Here is a 7240-nt window from a genome sequence, read left to right as displayed (position 1 = left end):
AGGGTCTGGCTGCTCGGCCAGGTCAGCTCGGCCCACTGGGCACCGGTGTTGGGCCAGGTGCCCCAGCGCTTGTTGACGGTGTCATTGGAGCTGGGCGGGTCGATGCCGTCGTTGATCGCCGCGATGCTCTCCCACGGCGAGGTGTAGGAGGCCGACGGCGTCGCGCTGCCGGCCACGTTCACGGAGGTCCCGCCGCCGCTGCCCACGGTCAGCTGGAACGTCCTGGTCTGCGGCGTGCTGAGCTTGTCGTAGTCGCGCAGCTGCACGGTGAAGCTGGACGTCCCGGCCGTGGTGGGGGTGCCGCTGATCGTCCCGGTGAACCGGTCGAGGGTCAGCCCCGCGGGCAGGGAGCCGCTGGTGACCTGCCAGTCGTAGAACGGCACGCCGCCCTTGGCCTGCAGTGTCTGGCTGTAGGCGGTGCCGGGCGTGGCCGACGGCAGGGAGGTGGTGACGATGGACGGCGGCAGGAACGGGGTGAGGTTGCGGTTGAGCTTCCACCCGGCGTTCTCCGCGATCAGGAGCGACAGCTTGGTCATCATCCACCGGCGGGTGGGGAACATGTGCGTCCAGCCGCCGTTCTGCCCGCTGATCCGGTCCCAGTACTTCTGGTCGCCCGGGATGTGGTAGCTGCTGTCCAGCGGCACGGGATAGCCCTGGTAGGCGACGACGTCGGGGTCGTTCCCGCCGTTCTGGACGTATGACCGCATGCCGGCCCAGTCGCTGTGGAAGGCGACGGCGTGGCCGTACTCGTGCATGACCAGGCCGTGCACGTCGAGCACCGAGCCCGCGATCTCCGTCTTGTACCAGTCCTCGTCGGCCAGGGAGGTGAACAGCTTCTTGTTCGCCTCGTCGTACTCGAAGATCATCGCGGTCGAGCGGTGCAGCGGGCCCGCGACCTGCTGGCCGTTCCTGGTGCTGTACTTGCCGTTGGCGGCGGGGTAGCCGGTCGAGTACGGCGTCTGGATGCCGCGGAAGAACACGTACATGCCGTTGTAGGCGGCGTTGTTGGTGACCGTGATCTCGTTCTGCCAGTCGTTGCCCGGCAGGTGGTTCGTCTCGGCCCCGGCCGCCACCGTGTCGAACGGCGCCATGTCGAAGAACCTGAACCAGTCCTTCACGGCCTCCTCGGCGGCGGTCCTGAAGTTCGGCTCGTTGAAGTAGCCGGTGATGTTGTCGTAGCGGTAGTCGAACGTGACCGGCAGGCTGGGCTGCAGCGCGGTCTTCTCGTCCTGCTGCACCCGGATCGGCAGCTGCTGCTGGGTCGTGGTGCCGGACGCGTCCCGGATGTTGAGCTTGAGCGTGTAACTTTCATCCTGGCCGGGGCCGCGCTTGGAGTGGATCGCGAGGCGGAACGGCTTCTGGTCGGTGGCGCTGGCGAACGTCAGCGTCTTGGTCGCGCCGGTGGCGGTCAGCTGGCTGGGCAGGTCCATCATGAGCCTGGAGGTGCCCTCGGCCTTGAGATCGATGGTGACCGGGTACCGCGCGTCGGACGGGGGTTTGACGGTGAGCTCGACGTACGGATTGGCCAGGTAGCCCTGCCAGTCGACCAGCTTGACGCCGTAGTCGTTGACGGTCCTGCCGAACATGTCGACCACCGTGGCGGTGGTCGCGGCGTGCGCTTGCTGCGGCACGCCGCTGAGTAAGGAGGCTAGTAAGAGGGCCGCTGCGGTGACTCGCCTGGCGCCCTTAGCGGCCTTCGGGGCGTGGCGGGATCCTCGGTCCATCCGGACTCCTTGTAAGGATTTTGGGAATAGGTTTTCCCAGGCGCACAGTAAGGTGTTACACAGCACCGGTCAACCCCCGCCGCACCGCTCGGCCGCGCAGTGCCGCGTCCCGGCATGCCGCGGCCCGACATGCCGCTGTACCGTCCGCCGAAGCGGGGACGCGGCTGTGGCGCGCACCACGGGCGCAGCCCCTTCGGACGTCGGCGGAGTGCGGGTGGAGCGCCCGGACGTCAGGGAGTGGCGCGGCGGGTGGACTCGCGCAGGACCAGGCTGGCAGGCACGATGGTGACGCCGCCGGTCGTCGGCTCGCCGGCGATGGCGTCCAGCAGGTGGCGGGCCGCCAGGCGCCCGATCTCGCCCAGGTTCATGTCCACGGTCGTCAGCGGCGGCCGGCACCCCAGCGCCATCGGCTCCCAGTTGTCGAACCCCACCAGCGCCACGTCCTCGGGCACCCGCCGCCCCCGCTCGCGCAGCGTCTCCGCCACCCCACGCGCGATCTGGTCGCTCCCGCAGAAGATGGCGTCAACGTCGGGCGTGGCGTGCAGCAGCACGTCGGCTCCCTGCCGCCCCCACTCCTCGCTCCACTGCCCGTAGAGGATCTCGCCCGCGGGCGACAGGCCGGCGGAGGAGAGGGCGGAGGTGAGCCCCTGGGCGCGCCGGCGCGCGGCCTGGAAGCGCTGGGGTCCGGTCACGTGGCCGATGCGGGTGCGTCCCGTCGCCATGAGGTGCCGGGCGGCCAGCGCCCCGCCGCCCTCGTCGTCCGGGATGATCGAGACGTCCGAGTCGTCCGTGGACTGCGTCATCGCGTACACGACGGGAACGGGCAGGTCGCGGCCGATCCCCGGCCGTGGCTCCGTGCGCCGTCCCGTGACGATGATGCCCTCGACGCGCCTGGCCAGCAGGCGCTCGACGTAGTGCCGTTCCCTGATCGGGTCGTCGCGCGTGTCGCACATGAACACCGAGATCTGGCCCGCGCCCAGCGCGTCCTCGGCGCCCAGCATCACCGGGATGCTGAAGCGGCCGAAGCTGTCGCCCGTGACCAGGCCCACGGTGTACGTGCGGCCCGCCAGCAGCCCTTGGGCCAGCGGATTGGGCCGGAAGCCGAGCCGCTCGGCGGCGGCGAGCACCCGGTCGCGGGTCTCGACGCGCATGCGGCCCCGCCCGTTGAGCGCCTTGGACGCGGTGCCGATCGACACGTCGGCAGCCGCCGCGACGTCCCTGATCGTGACGGTTCTCGCTGTCCCATCGGAAGGGCTGGCCAACCGAGTCCCCTTTCGCGTCACACCCTATTGCCCACAAGCATCCCCTTGACCTGTGATGTATCACACCTTACCCTCCGATTGAGAAAACCTATTCCCATAGTTTTCTCACTCAAGGGCAGAGGTTGAGGAGCTAGATGCAGCAGAGTCCTGTCATTCCGTCCGGCCGGACAGTATGGCGGCCGCTCGGGATCCCAGACGTGGTCATCACCGGTGGGCCGCTCGCGCGGTGGCAGCGGATCAACCACGAGGCCAGCATCCCGCTGGGCCTGGAGCAGATGGAGCGCTCGGGCGCCCTGCCCAACCTGCGCCGCGCGGGAGGGGAGGGCGAGGGGCCGTTCCAGGGCTACCGGTTCCAGGACTCCGACCTCTACAAGCAGCTCGAGGCGATCTCCTGGGAGCATGTCCGCGCGCCCGAGCCCGGGTACGGCGAGTTCGCCGACCGGGCGGCGGCCGTCCTGAAGAAGGCGCAGCGGGACGACGGCTACCTCAACTCGCACTACCAGGTCGTCAAGCCGGACAAGATCTACACCGAGCTCGAGTACAGCCACGAGATGTACTGTGCGGGCCACCTGTTCCAGGCGGCGGTGGCGGCCGCCCGCGCCGGGATCGGCGACGGAGTGGTCGAGGTCGCCGGACGCCTCGCCGACCACCTGGTCGACGTCTTCCTGACCGGCGGGAACGACGGCATCGACGGCCACGCGGAGGTCGAGACCGCGCTGGTGGAGCTCTACCGCCTGACCGGCGAGCGGACCTACCTGGACCTGGCGTCCAAGCTGATCGACAACCGCGGCAAGGGCCTCATCAAGGACAGCGGCATGGGCATGCTGTACGCGCAGGACCACCTGCCCATACGCGAGGCCGACACCGCGGTGGGCCACGCCGTGCGCCAGCTCTACCTGGAGTCCGGCATCGTCGACGTCTACCTGGAGACCGGGGACGAGTCGCTGCTGGAGTGCTCGCTGCGCCGCTGGGAGGACATGGTCGCCACCAAGACGTACATCACGGGCGGCCACGGTTCGCGCCACGACGGCGAGGCGTTCGGCGAGCGGTACGAACTGCCGCCCGACCGCGCCTACAGCGAGAGCTGCGCCGCCATCGCCAGCATCCACTGGAACTGGCGGCTGCTCCTGGCCACCGGCCACGGCCGCCACGCCGACCTGATCGAGCGCACGCTCTACAACGCCTTCGCCGCCTCGACCTCGGCCGACGGCCTGCGCTTCTTCTACGTCAACCCGCTCCAGCGCAGGAACGACCTCGTCGAGGACGCCTATCTCGGGCGGCGCAGGGAGTGGTTCGCGTGCGCCTGCTGCCCGCCGAACATTATGCGCCTGGTGGCCTCGCTCGGCGCCTACGTGGCCACCGTCACCGACGCCGGCCTGCAGCTGCACCAGTACGTCCCGGGCACCGTCGCCGGGAGGATCCGGATCGAGACCGACTACCCGTGGGACGGGCTCGTCCGCGTCACGGTCGAGGAGGCGGGCGACTGGGAACTCGCCCTGCGCATCCCGGCCTGGAGCGAGGCCACGTACGTCGACGACCGCCCGGCCCGGGCCGGCGAGGACGGATATTTCCGTCTCCGCCGCGACTGGCAGGCCGGTGACACCGTCGAGCTCCGGCTCGACATGACGCCCAGGATCACCTACCCCCACCGCAAGATCGACGCGGTCAGGGGCTCCGTGGCGCTGGAGCGCGGACCGCTCGTCTACTGCTTCGAGAACGCCGACCAGCCCGACGGCGTGGAGGTCGACGACCTCGCGCTCGACCCGCAGGCTCCGCTGCGGGTCAAGCCCGTCGACGACCTCGAGGGCGTCGGCCGCACCGTACTGATCGAAACCGACGCCGTCGCCGTGCACCAGCCGGGCGACGGCCTGCCGTACACCACGAAACCCCTGGCGACCAGCACCGGCGTGACCGCGACCGCCGTCCCCTACTTCCAGTGGGACAACCGCGACGGCGGCGCGATGCGGCTCTGGATCCCCCTCGCGTAAGGAAAGACGCGGATGAGAAGACGCGACCTGTTGAAGCTGGGCGGGCTCGCCGCCCTCGGCGCCACGGCGTCGGCCTGCGGCGGCTCGGGCTCCGGCTCGGACGGGAAGAACGTGCAGCTGCAGTTCATGTACTGGGGCTCGACGTTCGAGAAGGCGGCCGTCGAGCGCATGCTCAAGCAGTACGAGCAGAAGCACGCGGGGGTGAAGGTCAAGGCGCTCTACACGCCCGACGAGTACGACGTGAAGCTCAACACGCTCGTGGCCAGCAACCGGCTCCCGGACGCCGGGTATGTGCCGCTCGCGATGTCGTACCGCCTGGGCCAGCAGGGCAAGCTGGTCAACCTGTTCCCCTATTTGAAGAAATATCCGCAGCTGGCCGGTTACCTGCCGGACGCGTACCTGTGGAGCGGCCAGGACAACCTGCACGGCGTCGCGACGGCCAACGAGATCGAGCTGCTCTGGTTCAGCAAGTCCGCCGTCGCGGCCGCCGGCGTCACGCCGCCCGCCGACGCCGCCTCCGCCTGGACCTGGGACCAGCTCGTCGAGAACGCCTACAAGCTGACGATCGACCAGAACGGCAAGCACCCGGACGAGTCGGGCTTCGACCCGAAGCAGATCAAGCAGTTCGGCATCTCCAGCAGCATCACCTACGGCGCCGCCTGGTACGGGTTCCTGCGCAGCAACGGCGTGGACTTCGCCGACGAGACCGGCAAGAAGTGCCTGCTCGACACGCCCGAGGCGATCCAGGTCTTCCAGAACCTGCAGGACCTCGTCTACAAGCACCGCGTCGCGCCCGGCCCCGGCCAGCTCGCCGCGACCGGCGACGACGCGCCGGGCACCAACATCCTGCTCAAGACCAAGCGGGTGGCCATGGTGGTGGACGGCCACTGGAGCCTGCTCGACATGAACGAGAGCAAGGTCGACTACGGCATCGGCGTGCTCCCCAAGTACAAGGAGCCGTTCACCGCCAGCCAGGTGGCGGGCGCGTCGGCGGTGTTCGCGGGGAGCAAGCACGAGCAGGAGGCGGTCGAGCTGTTCGCCTTCCACAACGACCCGCGCTACGTCGACCTGTTCGCCAAGGGCCTGTGGATGCCGCAGGAGAAGAAGTACTACGAGGACCAGGCGTCCATCGACTCCTGGACGAAGAACGAGCTGCACCCGGCGGAGTTCCGCACCGCCGTGGTGGACTACGCCCGCGACCACGGCGTGCCCACGTTCGGCAACCGCGTCAAGAACATGTCCACCATCAGCAGTGACGTGCTGGCCCCCGCGCTCCAGGAGATCGAGACCGGCAAGCGCCCGGCCGCGGAGATCCTCAAGGAAGTCACTCCGAAGATCACCAGCATGCTCCAGGGCTGGCAGCACACCCAGGAGCTCTGATGCGCCGCCTCGAGACACGCTGGGGCATCCTGATGGCGCTCCCCGCCATCCTGGGGTTCGTCATCTTCACCATCGGGCCCATGGTGGCCTCGGCGTTCTTCAGCCTGACCGACTGGACGATCGGCGCCTCGCCGAACTTCATCGGCCTGGACAACTACGCCACGATGGTCAAGGACGAGCTGTTCTGGAAGTCGCTGAGCACCACCACGTACTACACGCTCGGCGCGGTCCCGCTGGTGCTGATCGTCAGCTTCGTCGTGGCCCTGCTGCTCAACCAGAAGGTGCGCGGCCTGGCCGTCTGGCGGACGATCTTCTACCTGCCGACGCTCGTCCCGGCCATCGCGAACGTCGTGCTCTGGATCTGGATCTTCAACCCGGACTTCGGCCTGCTGAACTCCCTGCTCCGGGAGGGCGGCCTGCCCGGCTCCCAGTGGATCTACGGCGAGTCGACGGCCGTGCCCTCGATGATCATCATGAGCACCTGGGGCTTCGGCAACACCATGGTGATCTTCCTGGCGGGGCTGCAGGGCGTGCCGAGGCACCTGTACGAGGCCGTGTCGATCGACGGCGGCGGCGTGTGGCGGCGCTTCTGGCACGTCACGCTGCCGATGATGACGCCGACCATCTTCTACAACCTGGTGGTCGGTGTCGTCGGCACCTTCCAGGTCTTCAACCAGGCGTACGTGATGACCGAGGGCGGCCCGAACCACGCCACGCTCTTCTACGTCTACTACCTGTTCCGCAAGGCGTTCACGGAGAGCGAGATGGGCTACGCCAGCGCGCTCGCCTGGACCCTGTTCATGATCATCATGGTGGTGACGTTCCTGATGTTCAGAAACGCCCGCCGCTGGGTCTACTACGAGATGGCAGGCGCACGATGACCGCC

The 7240-nt window shown here is 68.7% G+C and carries 5 protein-coding genes; 3 read left to right on the top strand and 2 right to left on the bottom strand.

Going from position 1 to position 7240, the window contains the following annotated elements; all coding sequences use genetic code 11:
* On the bottom strand, positions 1 to 1631 hold a 1631-nt coding region (locus tag AB0J64_RS49370), incomplete at its 3' end, for an Ig domain-containing protein (protein ID WP_364043689.1).
* Positions 1632 to 1954: 323 nt separating this feature from the next.
* Entirely contained in the window at positions 1955 to 2986 is a 1032-nt protein-coding gene (locus AB0J64_RS49365) for a LacI family DNA-binding transcriptional regulator (RefSeq protein WP_364043686.1), read from the bottom strand.
* Between the two features lie 134 nt (positions 2987 to 3120).
* Between AB0J64_RS49365 and AB0J64_RS49360 the strand changes: the two genes are divergently transcribed.
* Genes AB0J64_RS49360 through AB0J64_RS49350 form a run of 3 tightly spaced genes read left to right on the top strand, consistent with a single transcriptional unit; the run spans position 3121 to position 7235 of the window.
* Positions 3121 to 4974 (top strand): beta-L-arabinofuranosidase domain-containing protein, encoded by a 1854-nt coding sequence (locus tag AB0J64_RS49360; RefSeq protein ID WP_364043683.1) that lies wholly within the window; start codon positions 3121 to 3123, stop codon positions 4972 to 4974.
* A 12-nt stretch (positions 4975 to 4986) separates the two neighbouring features.
* On the top strand, positions 4987 to 6354 hold the full coding sequence (locus tag AB0J64_RS49355; protein WP_364043680.1) for an extracellular solute-binding protein: 1368 nt from the start codon (positions 4987 to 4989) through the stop codon (positions 6352 to 6354).
* Positions 6354 to 7235 carry a sugar ABC transporter permease gene (locus AB0J64_RS49350; protein WP_364043677.1) on the top strand — a complete coding sequence of 294 codons (882 nt, stop codon included), beginning with the start codon at positions 6354 to 6356 and terminating at the stop codon, positions 7233 to 7235. Before AB0J64_RS49355 ends, AB0J64_RS49350 begins: the two co-directional genes overlap by 1 nt.
* Positions 7236 to 7240 lie beyond the last annotated feature (5 nt).

This window comes from Nonomuraea sp. NPDC049695 (assembly GCF_040674955.1).
Taxonomy (GTDB): domain Bacteria; phylum Actinomycetota; class Actinomycetes; order Streptosporangiales; family Streptosporangiaceae; genus Nonomuraea; species Nonomuraea helvata.
This window is presented reverse-complemented; position numbering and strand designations above follow the sequence as displayed.

Coding starts and splice junctions, on each gene's coding strand:
- AB0J64_RS49355 (WP_364043680.1), top strand. CDS start 4,987: ATGAGAAGACGCGACCTGTTGAAGCTGGGCGGGCTCGCCGCCCTCGGC.
- AB0J64_RS49360 (WP_364043683.1), top strand. CDS start 3,121: ATGCAGCAGAGTCCTGTCATTCCGTCCGGCCGGACAGTATGGCGGCCG.
- AB0J64_RS49350 (WP_364043677.1), top strand. CDS start 6,354: ATGCGCCGCCTCGAGACACGCTGGGGCATCCTGATGGCGCTCCCCGCC.